We start from the raw sequence: 17,515 nt of genomic DNA, 5'->3' as shown, positions 1-17,515 counted from the left end.
TCAAGCCTCCAACGGATCGCATAGTTACACGTGGCTTTCTTTCTGCATTGTCAGCCCGGGAATTTTCAACAAACGCACCGTTTCTTGGATCGCCTCCAGTGCGGCCGGCCTGGCAAAACCCTTCCGCCAAGCCAATCCGATCTGCCGTTCCGGCACCGGATCGGTGAAGGGAATGGCGAGCAGCCGTTTGTGGTGATGTTTGGGAGACAAGGCGCTGCACGGTAGCACCGTGATGCCCAAACCTGAAGCCACCATCTGTCTGATCGTTTCGAGGGAATTGCCCTGGATGCCCTCTCGGTCGGACCGGCTGATTTCCGGGCAATGGTCCAAAAGCTGCCGTCGAAAACAATGTCCGGCGTGCGGAAGGATCACCTTTTCCGTGCCGAGGTCGTCGGTCTCAATGCGTTTCTTCTTGGCCCAAGGATGGGTCACGGGGATCACGACTTTGAATGGTTCTTCATAAAGAGGTTGTGTGAGTATCCCCGTCTCTTCATGAGGCAGCGCCACGATGATGGCGTCGAGCTGCCCATGTTGCAGCATCTGGTTCAAATTGACGGTAAGGTTTTCCTCGATCTCCAGGGGCATCGAAGGCGCGCGCCTGTGGAGCAGGGGAATCAGGTCGGGAAGAATGTACGGCCCGACCGTCGCAATGACCCCCAGTTTGAAGACCCCTACGAGCTGGTCCTTGCCCTGCGCGACGATGAGCGGGATCTGTTCCGCCGCCTCCAAGACCCGCTGAGCCTGTTGTACGACTTTCTCGCCCAGCGCCGTCAACGTGATCTGGTTCTTGCGCCGCTCCAGCACCGAAGTCCCGAGCTCTTCCTCCAGCTTTCGGATGGCCAGACTCAGCGCCGGCTGACTGATATGGCACCGTTCGGCCGCCCTCCCGAAGTGGCGCTCCTGCGCAACTGCCACCAGATATTTCAGCTCGGTCAGCGTCATCGTAGGATCCAGTCAATAAATAATATAAATCATCATCGAATCAACAATCAATTGGACTAATCATATGGAGGTGCGTATCGTATGGGTGCCCGAGCGACAAAACCGCCGAACACGATCTCGGGTAGAGAGGGGTGGAAACGATGAAAACACAAGCCACACATACGGCTCAGGCCGGGTTATTGGCCGCGGTCATGCTCCTTTCCGGCTGCGCTGCCGAGATGACCGATACGTCCGCTGCGTCGGGGCAGCCGGCCGGCCCGCGGTTTGTTTCGCAGGATCAAGCTCGTGAGCTGACGGCGCAATATCAGAGGCAGGCCTCGGACCTTCGTGCGCTCGCCGCGCGTGCCGAATGGGAAGCCCGGTGGTACGAGTCCCAATTGGGCGTGGGCGATCAAGAGGCGAGTCGGCGCCGGACTCAAGCCCGTCAACTCTGGGCTGCGGCCGAGCAGGCGGATCAGCTGGCGATCGATTACCGCCGCCAGGTACCGCATGGACAGATGCAATAATCCGACGGACGCGGGGCGGGGGCCGACCCCGCGTCCGTCGCTCAAGAAAGAAAGGATCGTGCGATGAAGCAGAGATCGTTGGTCAAAGTGGGCATGGCCGTGGCAGTCGGAGCCAGTCTCTCGATCTTCACGTGGGCGATGATTGGACAGGCGGAGACGGCCAAGGACGCCGCCAAATCCGCCGAAGTGGTCAAACTTCCCCAACTGCTCGGGCTGGAAGATCCTAACAGCTATGTCCCGAAAGACAATCCGTTGACGGCCGCCAAGGTTGAACTCGGCCGCACATTATTTTTTGACAATCGCCTCTCCAAGAATAACACCGTCGCGTGCGTGAGCTGCCACTTGCCCGGCAAGGGGTTCACCGATGGGAAGCCGGTATCGACGGGCGTGTTCAACCTCAAGGGCGGCAGGAGCGCTCCGGCCGCGTTCAATCGCGTGTTTGCCGAGGCGCAGTTCTGGGATGGACGCGCCGCGACGCTCGAGGAGCAATCCATCGGGCCGTTTACCAACCCCGTCGAGCATGGGTTTGCAAACTACGACGATATGCTCGTCAAAATGAAGAAGCTCGCCGGCTACCGCAAGATGTTCAAGGACGTGTTCGGAACCGACGTGACCATGGACGGGGTGGCGAAGGCGATCGCCAGTTTCCAGCGCACCATACTGTCCGGCAACAGTCCGGCGGACCGGTTCGACTATGGAGGAGAGGAGGGCGCCATTTCCGAGGAAGCCAAGCGCGGCCTCGAGCTGTTCAGGGGCAAGGCCCGCTGCGTCCGTTGTCACTCGAATTTCAACTTCTCCGACGAGAAGTTCCATAACCTCGGGATCGGATGGGACAACAATACCGTGGATTTGGGCCGTTATATGGTCACCAAGAATCCGGAAGATATCGGCGCGTTCAAGACGCCGACGTTGCGTGAGATCGCCCGCACCGCTCCGTACATGCATGACGGGCGGTTCAAGACATTGGAAGAGGTCGTCGAATTTTACAATCAGGGGGGGATCGAGAACCCCCACCGGGACAACACGATCATTCCGCTCGAATTGACCGACCAGGAAAAGAAAGACGTCGTGGTCTTTCTCCGATCGCTCAACGGAGAAGGATGGCAACATGTCAAGGCACCGAAGGTGTTTCCTCGGTGACCGCCGCGTTCCCTCCATTCTGTCGAGGTCTCTTCGTGCGATGGTTTCATGAAGAGGCCTCGGCGTCTCCTCGCCCTGCGGGTCAGCCCGCAGGGCTAGTTTTCTTCCAGCCACCCTGTTAGCCTGCGGCAGGCCGCCGGTTCCCGATCCGGCGACCTTCGGCAGGAATCCTATGGCGCGTTCACGCACCTCTTCGCCGTCGCCCTCCCCGCAACTCGCCGAGCAGCAGCGTCTCGTCGAAGACGCGCGCCGTTCGGCCCATTGGAAACGATGGGGACCCTACTTGAGCGAACGGGCGTGGGGAACCGTCCGCGAAGACTACAGTGCCGCCGGCACTCCCTGGGAATACTTTCCGCACGACCATGCGAGATCCCGCGCCTATCGCTGGAACGAGGACGGCCTCGCGGGCATCTGTGACCGGCACCAGTACCTCTGCTTCGCCCTCGCCCTCTGGAACGGCCGCGATTCGATTCTCAAGGAACGGTTGTTCGGTCTGAGCGGGCATGAAGGCAATCACGGCGAGGACGTGAAGGAATGTTATTTCTACCTCGATTCGACGCCGACGCATTCCTACATGAAGTTTCTCTACAAGTACCCGCAATCTGCGTTTCCCTACGAACGGCTCGTGGAGGAAAATCGAAAGCGCGGCCGCCGGGACCGGGAATTCGAGTTGGTCGATACCGGCATCTTCGATGAGCGTCGCTATTTCGACGTGTTCGTCGAGTACGCGAAGGCGACGCCGGAAGATCTCTGCATCCGCATACAGGTCGTCAATCGTGGGCCTGATCAGGCTGAATTGACCCTGTTGCCCACGCTGTGGTGCCGCAACATCTGGTCCTGGGGGGCGGACATGCGCCGGCCGCGCCTGGTCCAAGGCGAGCCGAAGGAGGGTGCCAGCGTCATTGAAACCACGCATGAATACTATGGAATGCGCCGCCTGCTGTGCGATGGGCAGCCTGCGCTCCTGTTCACCGAAAACGAAACCAACGCCCTGCGTATCTTCGGGGATGCCGACGGGCCGCGGTACGCCAAGGATGCCTTTCACGAGTATGTCGTGCGGGGCGAGAAACAGGCCGTGAACCCGGATCAGGTCGGGACCAAGGCGGCGGCGCACTACGCGCTGGTTCTGCCGGCCGGCTCGACCAAGACGATCAGACTGCGCTTTGTGAATCACGATGGAATCGGCGGCGGGACGGGGGCGGATTTCGAGGAGGTGTTCCACCGGCGGATCCGCGAGGCGGACGAGTACTATGGCGCGCTGGCTCCGGCCGGATTGTCCGAGGATGCGCGACGCGTGCAGCGTCAGGCGTTTGCCGGATTGCTCTGGACGAAGCAGTTCTATCACTACGACGTCAGCCGCTGGCTCAAGGGCGATGCCATGGAGGCGGAGCCTCCGCGTCAACGGCTGCGGGGCCGCAATGCGGACTGGACGCATCTGTACAACGCGGACGTCGTCTCGATGCCCGATAAGTGGGAGTATCCGTGGTACGCGGCCTGGGACTTGGCCTTTCACTGCATTCCGCTCGCGCTCGTGGACCCGACCTTCGCCAAAGAGCAGTTGGTGCTGCTGTTGCGCGAGTGGTACATGCACCCGAACGGACAAATTCCGGCGTACGAATGGTCCTTCGCCGACGTCAATCCCCCGGTGCATGCCTGGGCCTGCTGGCGCGTCTATAAGATCGAAAAAAAACGCACGGGGGTCGGAGACCGGCGTTTTCTGGAACGGATCTTTCACAAGCTGCTGCTCAATTTCACCTGGTGGGTGAACCGCAAGGACGTGGACGGCAAGAACATCTTCCAGGGCGGATTCCTGGGACTCGACAACATCGGCGTCTTCGACCGCAGCGCCCCGCTGCCGACCGGCGGACGTCTGGAACAGTCCGATGCGACCAGCTGGATGGGGATGTACTGCCTGAATATGATGAGCATCGCGCTGGAACTCGCGCGCGAGAACGTGGCCTACGAGGACGTCGCCAGCAAATTCTTCGAGCATTTCGTATACATCTGCCGGGCGATGAACAATATCGGCGGGGCGAAGATCGAGCTGTGGGACCGGGAGGACGGATTTTTCTACGACGTTCTGCATCTGCCGGACGGCGAGACGCGTCATTTGAAGGTGCGTTCGATGGTGGGCCTCATTCCCCTGTTCGCCGTGGAGACGTTGGACTCCGAGTTGGTCGACCGACTGCCCCGCTTCAAGCATCGCATGCAATGGTTCATGGAGAATCGGCCGGACTTTGCGCAGCACGTGGAGACGAAGACCTACGACGGGGGCGTGCGCCGCTTCCTCTCCATCGTGCATCGTAAGCGGCTGCAGTCCGTGCTGCGGTACCTGCTCGACGAGCGGGAATTCCTGTCGCCCTACGGCATCCGCGCCCTGTCCCGGTACCACGAGGACCATCCCTATGTCCTGTCGATCATGGGGCACGACCATCGGGTCGATTATGAACCGGCGGAATCCAGCACCGGCATATTCGGCGGCAATTCCAACTGGCGGGGGCCGGTCTGGTTCCCGGTGAACTATCTGCTGATCGAGTCCCTGCAGAAGTTCCATTACTTCCTCGGAGACGAGTTCAAAGTGGAATACCCGACGGGCTCGGGCCGTCCGATGACGCTCTGGCAGATCGCGTGCGAACTCTCGCGCCGCCTGACCCACATCTTTCTCCGCGATCGGGACGGTCTGCGGCCCGTGTTCGGCGGCACCACCCTGTTCCAACGGGATTCGGATTGGCACGACCACCTGCTGTTTTACGAATACTTCCACGGAGACAACGGGGCCGGCATCGGAGCCAGCCATCAGTGCGGATGGACGAGTCTGGTGGCCAAGTTGATCCAACAGAGCGGGGAATAAGCCGGAAGGGGAGGGCCCCCGCCCGACACCAACGGGAGGCTTTACTTCGTTCGCCTGAGGGGGTACCCTCTGGCCACTTCATGTGCCTTCTCTTCTGCGCTCATTCTTTCCGTTTCCAGCTTGGCGGCAAACCGCACGCAGGCGTCCGCGACCAACTTCAGGAGGGATTCGACATGTCATACGTCATGGCACTGGTGATCGCGCTGGTGAATCTGGCGGCTGTGTGGCCTGCCTATGCGGCTCCGATGGGACGGCCCCAGGCGGAGTATTCGGCCGATGAGACGGTCCAAAACGAGGAAGGCACGATCCAGCAACGTGTCTTCGTGACGCCGACCAAGGAGCGCAAGGAGCTGTTGACCGGCGGCGGCGAAGGGGCGGTTCAGATCTACCGGTATGACACCAAAGTGGTGTGGCAAGTCATGCCGTCGCAGAAGATGTACATGGAGCATCCCATCGGCGGCGGGCAGTCCAGGGGCGGCGATCCGTCCCAATGGAGTTATGAAGACACGGCGATGGGCGAGGAAACCTTGAACGGTGTCAAAGTCACGAAGTACAAGACCATCGCGACGAGCACGGACGGAAAGAAGTTCGGGGGCTTTTCCTGGCGGACACGGGAGGGCATCAACGTCAAGCAGGACCTGCTCTATAAGGAAGGCAACGAGAAGAAGCGGATGCTGACGGAGCTCAGCAATCTGAAAATCGGAGCCCAGGACCCGGGACTCTTCGAGATCCCTGAGGGATTTACGAAATTCGACATGAGCGGCATGATGGGCATGGGACGCCAGGGGATGGGACAGCCGATGGGCAGGCCCGACGTGAGCGGGACGCCGCCGCCGAACATGGGGCGGGGCCAAGGCAGGCCACAGGCCATGCCGCAGGAGGCTCCGCCGGCGCCGGAACCGGAAGCGCCCTCCGAGGAGTCCGCCGCGGATAAGGCCGGCAACTTCATGAAGGGTCTGTTCGGCCGATAGTCGTTCGACGGCATGGAGTGGCGATTTCTCGTCGGGTCGCTATCGGCGGCACTGGTGATGACGGCCGGTGCAGCATGGCCCTGTGCCGCCTTCGAACAGGACGCGCGAGCCGGGCCGCCGGACCGTCCGGCTGTTCACGCATCGGCCCTCTACCTGGTCGAACTCGGGTCCGGTCGTGTACTTTTCGAAAAGGACGCGGCACGGCGGCTCCCGCCTGCCAGCCTGACGAAAATCATGACGGCATTGGTGGCGTTGGAAACTGCGTCTCCCGACCAGGTCGTGCAGGTCGACGGGCGCGCTCTCGTGCATCGATCCTCTCTCAAGCTTCATGCGGGTGAACAATTTTTACTGCGCGATTTGCTCACCGCCATGTTGGTGACGAGCGCGAACGACGCCTGCGAAGCGGTCGCCTGGCACGTGGGGGGAGACGCCGACCGGTTCGTGATGATGATGAACGAACGGGCCCGTGCATTGGGATTGGCCGATACGCATTTCGTCAATGCCTGCGGCTTCGATGCGCCGGGCCATTTCTCCACCGCGGCGGATCTGGCGGCCTTGACCGGGAAGGCCCTGCAGGCGCCCGAGTTTTCGATGATGGTCCGGACGGTCGTGCGCGAGATCTCCAGCGTCGACGGCAAACGGCAGGTATCGCTTCACAGCACCAACGAACTGTTGCTCGATCCGGACGTGAACGGCGTCAAGACGGGCTACACGAGCAAAGCCGGGCGCTGCCTCATCGCCAGTATGTTTAAGGACGGCCATCGCCTGCTGCTCGTGGGCATGAACGTCACGGACCGCTGGGAACAGGCGACCAGGCTGCTCCGCTACGGCCATGCCGTCTTGCAGCAGTCGAGCAACTGAACGGCGGGTTCTACCGACGGCCGATGTGATGAAGGTAGGCGGCTCGAAGGTTTTCTTGAGCAAGAGCGTAGTCGGGATCGAGCCTGGCCGCGGTCCGGAACTCTTCGATGGCATTGTCCCAGTCGCCTCGCAGAGCGTAGGCGTGGCCGAGGTTGTTGTGCGGTCTGGCCTTGCGGGGAGATTTCTCGATCGCGTCGGACCAGAGCAGCACAGGACCGCGATACAGTCCGTTCCGCTGGATGGTCATCAGCGCCAGCGTCGAGATCAGCAGCCACGCAAGAGCCGCGGTGCCGATCCGTGCAATCTTCGGCAGTGGCGGTACTCCGACGGGCCGACGAGCCAGATGGGAAGCTGAAATCACGATCGCAAGCAAGAGTCCGATCGACGCCAGGTAGAGATTCCGTTCGCTCAAGAGGTCGTTGCGCGGGATGATGCTCGTGGGGATCAACTGCAGGAAGAACCAGCCGATGCCGAAGGAGAACAACGGGACGCGCCGGAGGGTCAATAGCGCGGCGGCAGCCAAACCGCCCAGGATGACGAGATCGAGCGGCAGCGGCCATTGGAACACCGAGTGGAAAACGGGAAGATCATGATCGAAGTTCTGTTCCCAGGGGGAGAACAGCAGGCGTAACGAGTAGGAGAGCGCATGGACTTCGCTCAGCAGATTCTCCGTCAGAGGGCGGATCTCCAGACTAAACCGCGCGAGCGCGAGATAGCGGGGATGCCAAAAGATCCACGCGGCGGCGACGGCAAGAAGTAAGAGCCAGAACGGCGCATGGCGGAACATGAACGATCGGCGAAGCGCAGCGCCGGTCAGCCTTCGTATCGTCATATCCCAGAGCAGCAACGCGAGTGGAAAGGTCACCGCCGTCTCCTTCGAGCCGAGAGCCAAGGCGAACAGGACAAGCGCGGCGATGAGATAAAGCCGCTGCGTCGGCCCGTCCACCCGAGGTTCCGTCGCCTTGAGGTAGAGCGCGAAGGCCGACAGATAGAAGAAGGCCATCAGGCCGGTGGCGCGTCCGGAAATATAGGTCACGGTTTCGGTCTGAAGCGGATGGACCAGGAAAAACGCCGCAGTCCAAAAGGGGACGTGCCGTTCCTGCTCCGTAACGCCGTGAGTGAGCACCAGATACATAAGAATCCCGCAGCCAAGATGGAGCAGCCAATTCAGGATATGGTAGCCGGTTTCGTTCCCGCCGAAGAGGGTGCGATCCGCGAGGAACGTGGCGTACAGCACCGGCCGCACCATATGGTCGAGATGGCCGACAAACGTGCGCCAGCTGCCCAGATGCGGATTCTCCGATATGGCGGAAAAATCGTCGAACTGGAAGGATCCGGAGAAGGCGTTCGCGTACACCACGGCGGTCAGGATCATCAAACAAATGATCTGGCGATTGGATGCAGCGATGGCGCCGTTCACGGTTGAACCAAGGTACTCTCTTGCAGCGCCGGAGTATAGAGAAAGGAGACCCACACATGTCATTGCCACGAAACGAAGGGGCGACCCGCCACGGTCGGCTCCAATCCGTCCGCCGTGCCTGGACGCATCGAGCGGCAGCCGGCTCGTTTGCCTTGTGCCTGGCCGGCCTATCTCTGCTGCCGGCCGATTTTGGCGGGACCGCGCATGCCGAGGGACCCTGCACGTGTAACGACCTGGATAAGCTCCAGGCCCAGCTGGACAGGACGACGAAGTCGGAAGAGATCTGGAAGGAAATCTTCGCCTGGGCCCGCGGACTCCACCGGGACGTCAATCTGCCGCAATCCAATGACGATCTGAACCAGAAATTCGTCCAGTTGACCGGCGCGCCGGCGTCGCAATGGCGGGATCTGATCAAGCAGGGACCCGCGCAGGAAAAGAAGACCCTGAAAAAGGTGGCCGGTCTGAGCAAAGAGGGGGAGACCGTTCTCGACGAGGACTTCAAGAAGAGCAACTGCGACGACATCATCGATGCGGAGCACGTGCACGAACAAGCGCACAGGGACTTTTATCTAAGCTTTCCCCAGATCCTGGAGGCCGGCATGAGCTCGCGGTTGCTCAGATTGCGCGCCGAATCGGAAGTCGAAGCGTACCGGGCCCACAAGACGTTTCTCGAAAAGAAACTGTCGGACCTCAAATTGAAATGCCTCACCAAACTGGACAAGAGCACCAAGATGATATTGGAACAGGCCTACGCGCAACGCGAGCGGCTCAACCAGGCGGAACAGCGTCTCCGCATGTACGGCAATTCCGAAGCCGCCCTCAATTAGCGTCGTGTTGAGCCTCGTCTCGAGGCAGGAGGAATATTCATGACGAGCATGTCGAGTATCCAATGGGTCTGTACCGCCGCCTGCGCGTGCATCCTGTTGTCGTTCTCTCCGTCACACGCGCCGGCGGCTCAACCGGCGGCCGGCGCGGCTCCCTCACCCAAGACCGTCCTCGTGAAAAAGTATCTCGATGACTGCCGTGCCCAGTCTTCGAAGGAGGCGTCCTGCGACAAGCTCAGAAAGGACGCGATCGACATCCTCACCGACGATTTGCACACGCTGGGCTCGTCGGCGGATCGCGTTTATTTTTTGTCGATTCTTCCGGTCTTCAAGAGCGACGCGCCGGAATTGCGGATCGCCGCGGCCGATGCGATCGGAATGATCGGACCGCAAGACGGCGACGTGGACGTGCTGGCCCCCCTGGCCAACGATCCGGTGCCGGACGTGCGCCAAGCGGTCTCGCAGATGATCGGCCGGGGCAAGGGGACCGCGCTGTCCTTGTTGAAACAGCGCCTCATATCCATGAGGACCGGGCGCGTTCCGGACAGACCGGCCGATCCCACGAAGCTCGGTTTGCCGGTCGCGCCGAACAGTCTCTACTTGTTCGATTGGAGCGACGAATCGCTCGGTCGGTTGTCCTATTTGGCCAAGAACATGAACGAGGCCGCGAGCTTCTTCAAAGGCAAAGCCAAGAAGGGGCCGTTCCCGCTCGAAGAGTTCAAAGACAAGTATCGCTTTCAGTTCCAGGATGAGGAAGAAGCGATGCGCAGCGCGCAGGAGGCGGAGGCCAAGCAGATGGAACAGAGCAAGCCACCCGATCCGACCAATGTGCAGGCCTATACGGAATTCATGCAGAAGATCGCTTCGGTCGGAGCACGGCAGGGCGGCCGGCTTCTTCTGGATTCGTATCAGCCCAATCTCTTTGGGTCGCCAACCGTCTATGTCCTGGAAGAACGGCAGATCGGGCAGCGCAGTTATCCCACCCGGTATGTCGTCCTGTATCAAGAGCAGGCCTTGAGGAAGCCGGGATACCGGTTCTCCTGGATGACGGCGACGGACGATGCCATCAAGACGGCGCAAGTCGCCTCGCTGGCGGAGGAAAAGCAAGAATTGGCGAACAAGGCCGAGAATGAGGCCCAGAAGAAAAAGGCAGCGGAACTCGAGGCGCTGACCAAAAAGAAAGATGCGGCGGAGAAGAAGCAGTTCAAGAAAGGACAGGACGACCTCGAAAAAGCATTGGGGTTCTGACGTCCGGCCGGATTGTTCCGGCCTCGCGCCAAAGAGTGAGGTGAAAGTTATCCACAGGTATCCACAGGCTGAGGCGCGATCTATTTGTCAGCGCGGTTTCTGCAATTCAGCCTCACGTTGAGGCGATATGGCCTGCAACCGAGACGAACGTATGAGAACAATCTCGAATCGACATCGCGAAAGATTGGACTTCCGATCCCCCGCAGCCGCTGCTTGGAATGGCACCGCGATTGCTTTGGCGGGCAGAGGTTTTTCGAATTCCGATGTCACCGAATCAGCAAGCGTTCGAACTCCGACTCACGCAGGTTTCCCTGACGGTCACGGTTGTCGCGGCGGCCATGCTGGCATGGTCGGTCGGAACTGTAACCTGGACCGCGATCGAGCAACGGCAACTCGGACGCGCGATCGAGGCGGTGATCTTTGCTGCAATCGCCGGATATCTGGTTTACGGCAATCTGTGTTATGAACTGGCCAGGCTTGGCCGGCTGACCAGGGGGTGCCGCGATGGGGAGGCATCGGCCGATCCGCCTCCTGATGCCTTTTCCGAGAACATCGCCCCCGCCCTCACCATTCTCGTCCCTTCCTATAAGGAAGAAATTCCCGTCGTCCGCCAAACACTGCTCTCAGCGGCGTTGCAGGATTACCCAAATAAGCGAGTCGTACTGCTGTTGGATGATCCCCCGTCGCCCAAGACCCATTCAGACCGGACGGCGCTCTGGTCGGCCCGATCTGTCCCGTTCGATTTGCAGACGAGCATGGCCCGGCCGGCTGAGTGCATCGCGCGGGCGCGCCGCGAATTCCGAAACCGCTCCTCTTCGGAATCCTGTTGGGGGACCGAGTGTGTCCGGCTCTCAGATGCGTTCCTGCATGCCGCCGAATGGTTCGAGGATCAGGCGAAACAGTATCCGATCCAGTCGCATACGGATGTCTGGTTCGTCCGGGAAGTGCTGACGGTTCCCGGGGAGGAGATGCGCCGGTCCGCCGGGCAATGGTTCGGCAGACGGCGGGACCGATCGGGCGTTGTGCCGGAGGAAATCGCGGCCGAAATGGACGCCGTGTACGAACGTCTCTCCGGCCGCTTTCTCGTGGAGTTCGACGTCTTCGAACGAAAGCAGTATTGCAATCTCTCGCACGAACCCAACAAGGCGATGAACCTGAACAGCTATCTGGGCGTCATGGGGAAACGGGTCAAGCCCGTGCTGCGTGCGGACGGGGTGTTGCTCGACGAAACCCGGACGACGATCGGGAGTCGCGTCATCCCGGATTCGCCCTACGTCATCACGCTGGATGCCGACAGTCTGCTGAAGCCCAATTACGCGAGGACGTTGGTCTCGATCATGGAGCAGCCGGATCAGGCGCGTATGGCCGTGGCCCAGACGCCGTACAGCGCGTTTCCGAATGCGCCGGGGGCGTTGGAACGGACGGCGGGAGCGACCACCGATATCCAGTATTTCGTGCATCAGGGATTCACACGATTCGCCGCGACGTTTTGGGTGGGCGCCAATGCGTTGCTGAGAAAGTCCGCGTTGGAGGACATCTGCCAGATCGAACAAACCGGACGCATCACCGTGCGCCGGTACATTCAGGACCGGACGGTGATCGAAGATACGGAGTCGACCGTCGACCTGATGGCGAAGGGATGGACGCTGTACAATTATCCGGACCGGTTGGCCTACAGCGCGACCCCGCCGGACTTCGGCTCGTTGGTGATTCAGCGGGCGCGCTGGGCCAACGGCGGCTTGATCATTTTGCCGAAGCTGCTGGAATTTCTATGGCGCACGCGCAAGCGGCCGGCCACGGTACCTCAGGCGCTGCTGCAAGTGCATTACTTGACGTCGCTCGCGCTGACGCCGCTCAGCGTGGTGCTGCTGCTGTCGATTCCTTTCTCCTCGGACTTGATGACGCCGGCCATGCCCCTGGCGTCGCTTCCCTACTTCATCTTGTATGCACGGGACCTGGCCTTGGCCGGGTATCGTCCGATCCGGGACCTGGGGCGCGCCTATGCGCTCAATCTGCTGTTGATTCCGGTCCACCTCGCGGGCGCCGTGACTTCCCTCCGGCAAATGGCGGCGGGCACGAAGATTCCGTTCCGCCGTACGCCGAAAGTTTCCGGACGCACGAGGACATCGGGATTGGATCTGGGTTTGCAGTTGTCGATGATCCTGTTGAGCGCGGGCCTCGCGCTCTATCACGGATCAGAGGGACGGTGGATCTCCGCTTCGTTCGCGCTCGCCAACCTGGCACTCCTTTGTTACGGAGTCGGGCAGTTCATCGGTTTGACGGAAGCCTGCCAAGACCTGGCGCTGAGCGCACGGGAAACACTCGCCCGATACGTCAAGCCCGGCCGGTTTTCCGATCGTCTGCTCGCGCCGCTTTCCTCTTCCACGGCCTTGTGCGTCGCGTTGGTGCAGCCCATGCGCAGGACGAGACCGTTCTCCCGCCAGGCGTTATGGAGTCTGACCGCCTTCTTCGACATGATCGTCACCATTGTGGGATAGGAAGACGTGCGGCGTGCCCGGACGTGGACGTCCATTCACCCCGGGATGATTCCGACATGCGCTCAACGGGGGAGGTGCCCGGGAGGTCCTGCGACGAACCTTCCCGGACACCGAAGCGAGGGAAATCGGATTCAGCGGTTTGCCTGGTCACGCTGGCAGCTTTGCTCGGCCAACATCCGTTGGCCGGCGCTGGCATCCTTCGGGATGCGCGCCATGCAGGCGTCCAATGTGTCGCCCTGAGTTCCGGACGCGGCCCTGTCGCCGCTCTTCGTCGAAGCCATGCCCACGACGTTTGCTCTCAATTGTTCGTCGCGTTTGCAGCTTTCTTCCGCCACTTGCTTCGCTCCCGGCGTGGCATTGGCCGGAATCATCGCCAGACAATTGCGCAAGGTATCGGTCTGGACCGACTTGGCCGCGGCTTCGGCGGTGGCGAACTTCGGCGCGGTCCCGGCGGCGCTGGAAGCCGCAGGTGCCGAACTCGGCGCGGCGGCCGGTGCTGAGCTGGGCGTGCTGCCGGCCGTAGCCCCATTTCCGGAACCCGTGGTCCCGTCACTTGCACAGCCGCCTGCCATCAACCCCAAGAATGCTGCGAACACGATGGCTCTCTGTTCTGAAATGCGCATGCCCCTGTCCTCCCTCATGCGTGAATGAGTAAAGCCGATGGGCGGGGATGGTACCTGCTCGTGGGAAAAAGCTCAAGCCTGATCTGGCGAATGATGAAGCCGGCGCAGCGGCCGGTCAACGTCGGGAGGGTCTTGCAGAGGATGGAAATGGGGGTGGAGGTCTCTCCCAGGAAGAACGGAGAGATCAAGCCGGTCGACAGGGGCAACTGTCGCCAGTGCCTCCACCGGTTTCCATCTCTTGACTCGCGCTCACGGTCACGAACGCTCATCCGCACGCCGCGGTTTCGATATCCGGAGCGTGGTGACGAATCCCGATCCGGTTCGGATGAGTTGAAGTCTGCCGGTGCGGCTCAAGTGATCGACTTCGAGGAAAATGTGCGACCAGTGGAAGGCCGGAAGATGTTCCACCAGTTCGTCCAGGGTACAGTCGGGATGTTCTCTTACAGCCTCCAAGATCTGATCGGTTGTCTGTTGCACGGCGGGCATGGACCCCTCCTTCTCGCTGAGGGGAGGCGTTCGAAGCGTCACTTGAGTACGGGGAACTTTAGAACTCACGGGTTCGTTAGCAGAGCAAGTCCCGTTCCCATCTCAAACAGTAATACGGATGTCGATTGGTGTAATGGCATATCTAGATTTTCGAGGAAATACGAGCATTCGGCAGACCTGGTCGGGGTGCCACCGGGATAGAAACTGGGAATGTTTCGGTCCTGCACAGTGCTCGAAGAGCGAAGTCGCTCACTTTCCTTTGTCGGGCCACCGTGCGGTGCAAAGAACGGGGAAGACCCTAGCCCCATTGACTAATTGATCGGTGATCGGTAGAGATAGGTCTATGGACACAGGAGGTTGGACAGCGTTGCCGCAAGACGCCGGGTGCAAGATATTTTCCTCCGGCCTGCTCATGTATCCAGCCTATCGACACGGGTGCGATCCGCCACGGAAGCACCCGTCCCGTTGATGTCCGTTCTCCGGTGAGGCTCGGGCCTCGCGTCCGACTCTCACTGCTCGTGTGCTGAAATCGTCAGGATTGGCCGTTTTGCCAGGTTCGGCCGGTTTCTCCACAGCCCGAGCGAGGCACGCCGGCGTCGCGACATTGCTCAAGGCTGGTTCTTCCGCTGACGATTTATTACTCTTGTTGGAGGTGCCGCATGAATCATCGAGTCGGCTCCAGACCTCAACCTATCAAGCAACTCAGAATCAGACCCGGCGAATTGCAGGTCAAGTATCCCTCTTCGTTGCGTCCGTCCCCGCTTCGGAAATGGTGTTGGCAAACCGTGCAGACCTGCGAAAGCGGATGTCACGCGTTTGCGATTTGGCTGGGTCGGAAAAGTCGAGCCGGCTGGCAGGTCTCGCGCGATGGCCTCAAGCGCATGGAACTCGGAGTGCGGGTCAGACGGGGATGGATCACGTTGAAAGAGTCGACCCTGCGCGGGGCGGTCCAGTGCGGACACGGCGTGAAGGTCGCGGGGCAATGGGGAGGGCGGATGGTTCGGGATGCCGCCCGCCTAATCGTCCGGCGGTTTGAACGGCGGGAGGAGAAGCGTCCGGAGCACATGCCGGTGGCGGGGTTTCCTATGGCGCGGTTCGATGTCTACGGCGACTTCCATTTCCTGCAGCCTTCCGAGGCGAAGCAATCGTTTCGGCGCGAATTGGCTCGGTCGCACGCCCAGCTTGCCGAGCAGCTTCGAGCCGAAGAGGAGGAATTGTCACGTGTGGCGGCGCGGGTCGTGCGGCTGCAGAGCCTGCTTCGCGCCCAACAGAGTCTGCTATTAGGAAGCACCCGTGACAACGAGGCAGAACGCGCCTCCCTGAGGGCTCCTTTTCAGTCCCTGGTCGGCGTGGGCATGCGCTCGGACCGGGAGCACGAGCATCCTGATCTCTACAGACCCAATTAGGCCGAACGCCATTCTCTAGCGTGTCCGTTCCCCTCACCCCGGATCCGGTTTACGAGGGTCGCTTGCCCTGGACGATTGGGTCCTGTTCGAATCCGTGTGGCCGTTCGAATAGGACCCGGGCACCCGGTTTGAACGTCAGGTAGAACCAGATCCACTCCGACATGACGCGCACGCGGTTTCGGAATCCGACCAAAAAGAAAATGTGGACCAGACACCAGAGCAGCCAGGCGAAGACGCCGGAGGTGTGAACCGGACCAATCTGCGCGACCGCCCTGGCGCGGCCGATGGTGGCGAGCATGCCGCGGTCCCGATAGACAAACGGCCGGCGCTGCTCCGGAGGCACCCCGCCCGCGATGATGGCGGCCACATAGCGCCCCTGCTGCATCGCCACGGGGGCGAGTCCCGGCAGCGGCGCTCCATCTTTTCCCGGACAATGGGCGGCATCGCCGATGGCGAATATCCACGGATCTCCGGGAATCGTCAGATCCGGTTCGACCTTGATTCGACCCGACTGGTCCAGCGGGACGCCAACCGTGCCGAGCAACGGCGAGGCCCGATTGCCGGCGGCCCACAGGATGTTCGTGGCGGGCAGGACCTCCGTTCCGATGGTCACGCTGCCGCGGTCCACCTTACGGACCGGACTGTCCAGGCGCACGGTCACGCCCATGCGGGTCAATGCCGTGGCGGCTTTTGCCGAGAGATCGGGGCTGAATCCCGGAAGTAGACGGGGACCGCCCTCGACGAGCACGATGGAAAGGTCCTCGAGCCGCAAGGCGGGGAAATCCGGCCCCATGGCCTTGCGTCCGATTTCGGCGAGCGCGCCGGCCAGTTCCACACCCGTCGGTCCCCCGCCTATGATCACGAAGGTCAATCGCTCCCGGGAGCCGGCTTCGGCCCGTCGTTCCGCTTCTTCAAACGCCAGCAGCATGTTCTGACGCAGCAGCACGGCGTCGGTCATCGTCTTGAGTCCGGGAGCCGACTCTTCCCATTCATCGTGCCCGAAGTAGGCGTGCCGGGCGCCGGGCGCCAGGATGAGCACCTCGAACGGGATCGGCGCGCTATGCCGCACGTGTAGGACACGGCCGGCCCGCTCGACCGACAGCACCTCGTCCATGACGACCCGCACGTTGGGTTGGGAGCGAAAGACGGTGCGCAAGGGCCAGGCGATGTCGCTCGGCGACAAGGCGGCCATGGCCACCTGATAGAGCAGCGGTTGAAAGAGATGGTGGTTGGTGCGGTCGATGAGCACGACCTGCTCGTGTCGGAGCCGGCGGGCGGCCGACAAGCCGCCGAACCCGCCTCCGATAATCACCACCTGTTTGGGCGGCATCCTATTCAGCTCCCGCGATAGGTCGTGTAACCGAACGGGCCGATGAGAAGTGGAATGTGATGGCTCTGCGCGGGATCCTGGATGCCGAACGCGATCGCGATCTCCGGATAGAAACTCGCGCCGTTCTGCGAACGAAAGTATGACGCGACGTCGAACGTCAACCGATAGGAGCCGGTCTGAATTCGCACGCCCGGCGGCACCAGATCTTCAATGCGGCCGTCGGCGTCCGTGCGCCCGTCTCCGATTTTTCTCCAAGTCCTCAGCGACCCCTGAGATTCCAGGACGACGGACACATTGCGGGCCGGGAGCCCGGTCACGAGATTCAAGACATGGGTGCTGATCGCGCTCATCGGTCAATGCGTCCTGTGTCTGCCAGTAGAGGGGCCGTGAGGGAAACGCCCGCTCCTCG

The 17,515-nt window shown here is 61.2% G+C and carries 15 protein-coding genes; 9 read left to right on the top strand and 6 right to left on the bottom strand.

Features of this window, described 5'->3' with window-relative positions; all coding sequences use genetic code 11:
* Window positions 1–24 precede the first annotated feature (24 nt).
* Complete coding sequence (locus NSJP_RS01590; RefSeq protein WP_080885193.1) at window positions 25–942, bottom strand: LysR substrate-binding domain-containing protein; 918 nt, start codon at window positions 940–942, stop codon at window positions 25–27.
* A 140-nt stretch (window positions 943–1,082) separates the two neighbouring features.
* Between NSJP_RS01590 and NSJP_RS01585 the strand changes: the two genes are divergently transcribed.
* From NSJP_RS01585 to NSJP_RS01565, 5 genes are all read left to right on the top strand, one after another.
* On the top strand, window positions 1,083–1,448 hold the full coding sequence (locus NSJP_RS01585; protein ID WP_080885192.1) for a hypothetical protein: 366 nt from the start codon (window positions 1,083–1,085) through the stop codon (window positions 1,446–1,448).
* A gap of 63 nt (window positions 1,449–1,511) precedes the next feature.
* Window positions 1,512–2,588 (top strand): cytochrome-c peroxidase, encoded by a 1,077-nt coding sequence (locus NSJP_RS01580; RefSeq protein WP_080885191.1) that lies wholly within the window; start codon window positions 1,512–1,514, stop codon window positions 2,586–2,588.
* Between the two features lie 172 nt (window positions 2,589–2,760).
* Window positions 2,761–5,439: an MGH1-like glycoside hydrolase domain-containing protein gene (locus tag NSJP_RS01575; RefSeq protein WP_080885190.1), complete on the top strand. Its 2,679-nt coding sequence runs from the start codon at window positions 2,761–2,763 to the stop codon at window positions 5,437–5,439.
* A gap of 173 nt (window positions 5,440–5,612) precedes the next feature.
* A complete protein-coding gene (locus NSJP_RS01570) occupies window positions 5,613–6,410 on the top strand; it encodes a hypothetical protein (RefSeq protein WP_155969761.1) in 798 nt (265 codons plus the stop codon).
* A gap of 12 nt (window positions 6,411–6,422) precedes the next feature.
* Entirely contained in the window at window positions 6,423–7,271 is an 849-nt protein-coding gene (locus NSJP_RS01565; RefSeq protein ID WP_197685458.1) for a D-alanyl-D-alanine carboxypeptidase family protein, read from the top strand.
* 10 nt (window positions 7,272–7,281) lie between these two features.
* On the opposite strand, the gene NSJP_RS01560 is transcribed toward NSJP_RS01565, so the two are convergent.
* Window positions 7,282–8,691, bottom strand: a complete 1,410-nt coding sequence (locus NSJP_RS01560; RefSeq protein WP_172834085.1) for a tetratricopeptide repeat protein — start codon at window positions 8,689–8,691, stop codon at window positions 7,282–7,284.
* Between the two features lie 56 nt (window positions 8,692–8,747).
* Between NSJP_RS01560 and NSJP_RS01555 the strand changes: the two genes are divergently transcribed.
* From NSJP_RS01555 to NSJP_RS01545, 3 genes are all read left to right on the top strand, one after another.
* Window positions 8,748–9,518 (top strand): hypothetical protein, encoded by a 771-nt coding sequence (locus NSJP_RS01555; RefSeq protein WP_080885187.1) that lies wholly within the window; start codon window positions 8,748–8,750, stop codon window positions 9,516–9,518.
* 39 nt (window positions 9,519–9,557) lie between these two features.
* Complete coding sequence (locus NSJP_RS01550) at window positions 9,558–10,763, top strand: HEAT repeat domain-containing protein (RefSeq protein ID WP_080885186.1); 1,206 nt, start codon at window positions 9,558–9,560, stop codon at window positions 10,761–10,763.
* Window positions 10,764–11,026: 263 nt separating this feature from the next.
* On the top strand, window positions 11,027–13,261 hold the full coding sequence (locus tag NSJP_RS01545; RefSeq protein WP_172834084.1) for a glycosyltransferase family 2 protein: 2,235 nt from the start codon (window positions 11,027–11,029) through the stop codon (window positions 13,259–13,261).
* Between the two features lie 131 nt (window positions 13,262–13,392).
* Here the strand turns inward: NSJP_RS01545 and NSJP_RS01540 are convergent, their stop codons facing one another.
* Together NSJP_RS01540 and NSJP_RS01535 are read right to left on the bottom strand one after the other, a co-directional pair.
* Window positions 13,393–13,884: a hypothetical protein gene (locus NSJP_RS01540; protein WP_080885184.1), complete on the bottom strand. Its 492-nt coding sequence runs from the start codon at window positions 13,882–13,884 to the stop codon at window positions 13,393–13,395.
* Window positions 13,885–14,139: 255 nt separating this feature from the next.
* Window positions 14,140–14,370 (bottom strand): hypothetical protein, encoded by a 231-nt coding sequence (locus NSJP_RS01535; protein ID WP_080885183.1) that lies wholly within the window; start codon window positions 14,368–14,370, stop codon window positions 14,140–14,142.
* Window positions 14,371–15,029: 659 nt separating this feature from the next.
* On the opposite strand from NSJP_RS01535, the gene NSJP_RS01530 reads away from it, so the two are divergent.
* The gene (locus NSJP_RS01530; RefSeq protein WP_080885182.1) at window positions 15,030–15,776 is read left to right on the top strand and encodes a hypothetical protein; all 747 of its coding nucleotides are present in this window, start codon (window positions 15,030–15,032) and stop codon (window positions 15,774–15,776) included.
* Between the two features lie 49 nt (window positions 15,777–15,825).
* On the opposite strand, the gene NSJP_RS01525 is transcribed toward NSJP_RS01530, so the two are convergent.
* Window positions 15,826–17,106: an NAD(P)/FAD-dependent oxidoreductase gene (locus tag NSJP_RS01525; protein WP_080885181.1), complete on the bottom strand. Its 1,281-nt coding sequence runs from the start codon at window positions 17,104–17,106 to the stop codon at window positions 15,826–15,828.
* Between the two features lie 5 nt (window positions 17,107–17,111).
* Window positions 17,112–17,456: a hydroxyisourate hydrolase gene (gene uraH / locus NSJP_RS01520; protein ID WP_080885180.1), complete on the bottom strand. Its 345-nt coding sequence runs from the start codon at window positions 17,454–17,456 to the stop codon at window positions 17,112–17,114.
* Between the last annotated feature and the right edge of the window lie 59 nt (window positions 17,457–17,515).

Source organism: Nitrospira japonica (assembly GCF_900169565.1).
GTDB lineage: Bacteria > Nitrospirota > Nitrospiria > Nitrospirales > Nitrospiraceae > Nitrospira_C > Nitrospira_C japonica_A.
Note: the sequence above shows the minus strand (reverse complement) of the source record. Positions and strands in the feature narration are given on the sequence as shown.